Source organism: Streptomyces hainanensis, from assembly GCF_004348415.1.
In the GTDB taxonomy this organism is placed as follows: domain Bacteria; phylum Actinomycetota; class Actinomycetes; order Streptomycetales; family Streptomycetaceae; genus Streptomyces; species Streptomyces hainanensis.
On sequence record NZ_SMKI01000770.1, the window covers coordinates 1 to 1877 of the forward strand.

The window sequence follows — 1877 nt, forward strand, 5'->3', positions numbered from 1 at the left end:
CGTTGGTGGGGGTGTCTGTGGGTGGGGCTTGTTCGAGGATGACGTGGGCGTTGGTGCCGCTGATGCCGAAGGAGGAGACGGCCGCCCGGCGTCGGTGCTCGGTCTCGGGCCATTCCCGGGCCTCGGTGAGGAGTTCGACGGCTCCCGCAGACCAGTCGACGTGCGGTGAGGGCTCGTCGACGTGCAGCGTCTTGGGGAGGAGGCCGTGTCGCATGGCCATGACCATCTTGATGATGCCGGCCGCTCCGGCGGCGGCTTGGGTGTGGGCGATGTTGGACTTGACCGAGCCGAGCCACAACGGTTGGTCCTCGGGCCTGTCCTGTCCGTAGGTCGCCAACAGCGCTTGGGCTTCGATGGGGTCGCCGAGGGTGGTGCCGGTTCCGTGTGCCTCCACGACGTCGACGTCGGAGGAGGACAGGCGTGCGTTGGCCAGGGCCTGGCGGATCACCCGCTGTTGCGAGGGTCCGTTGGGCGCGGTCAGGCCGTTGCTGGCCCCGTCCTGGTTGATGGCCGAGCCACGTACCACCGCCAGGACCGGGTGGCCGTTGCGGCGGGCGTCCGACAACCGCTCCAACAGCAACAGACCCACCCCCTCGCCCCATCCGGCGCCGTTGGCCGCGGCGGCGAACGGCTTGCACCGGCCGTCGGCCGCCAGGCCGCGCTGCCGGCTGAACTCCACGAAGGCCATCGGGCTGGTCATCACCGACGCCCCGCCGGCCAAGGCCAGACTGCATTCCCCGGCCCGCAGGGACTGAGCGGCCTGGTGGAGCGCCACGAGGGACGAGGAGCAGGCCGTGTCCACCGTCACCGCCGGCCCCTCAAGACCGAACGTGTAAGCCAACCGACCGGAGATCACACTGGCGGCGTTACCGGTTACCGCGAAACCTTCGGTGCTGCCGCCCCCGGGAGTCGTCGTGTAGCTGTACTCCGACCCCATGGAGCCAACAAACACCCCTGCGGGGACTCCGTTCACCGACGGCGGGGCGATGCCCGCGCGCTCGAACAACTCCCATGCGAGTTCCAGTAGGTGGCGCTGTTGGGGGTCCATGGCGAGCGCCTCGCGTGGGGAGATCCCGAAGAGTTCCGTGTCGAAGTCCGCGACGTCGGCGAGGAATCCCCCGTGCCGGGTGTAGGACTTGCCCAGGCTGTCCGGATCCGGGTCATAGAGCCCGTCGACATCCCAGCCGCGATCGGTCGGGAACTCCGACACCGCGTCCCGGCCCTCGACGACCAACTCCCACAGATGCTCAGCGGAGACCACTCCACCGGGATACCGACACGCCATACTGACGATGGCGATCGGCTCCAGAGACCTCTCCTCGACCTCCCTCAACCGTTCGCGGGTCTGCAGCAGTTCCGTCATGAGCCGCTTGGAATAGTCGAGAATCTTGTCGTTCTGCTCGTTTGCCATCTGAACGCTTGCCTCCAACGTAAGGGAACGAGTGCGGCTTCAGCCGACCTAGTTGATGCCGAGCTCCTTTTCCATCAGAGCCAGCATTTCGTCGTGGCTCGCCGACTCGATCGCGTCGCGTTGGGCGGCGGTTTCCGATGCGTTTCGCGTGTTATCCAACTGCTGGAGCAGCGCTTGCAGACGTTTGACGACGTCGATCCGGTTGGTGGCGTCCGGTGGCGCAGCGGCCAGTGCGGCTTCGAGGTTGTTGAGCTCGACCAGCGTCGACGTCGCCACTGCGGATGGTCCGCCCTCGTGCGTCCCGACGAGTTGGCTGCGTAGGTATTGGGCTACGGCGGTGGGTGTGGGGTGGTCGAAGATGAGGGTGGCGGGGAGGCGTTGTCCGGTGGTGGTGGTGAGGCGGTTGCGGAGTTCGACGGCGGTGAGTGAGTCGAAGCCGAGTTCTTTGAAGGCTTGGTCGGTGGTG

General features: G+C 67.0%; 2 protein-coding genes. Both read right to left on the minus strand.

The genetic code is table 11. The features are described from left to right. A partial coding sequence (locus tag E1283_RS35740) for a type I polyketide synthase (RefSeq protein ID WP_132822321.1) occupies nt 1-1411 on the minus strand: 1411 nt, incomplete at its 3' end. Between the two features lie 48 nt (nt 1412-1459). After that, nucleotides 1460-1877, minus strand: a 418-nt coding sequence (locus E1283_RS39340) for an acyl carrier protein (RefSeq protein ID WP_243745338.1), incomplete at its 5' end; no start/stop codon positions are given.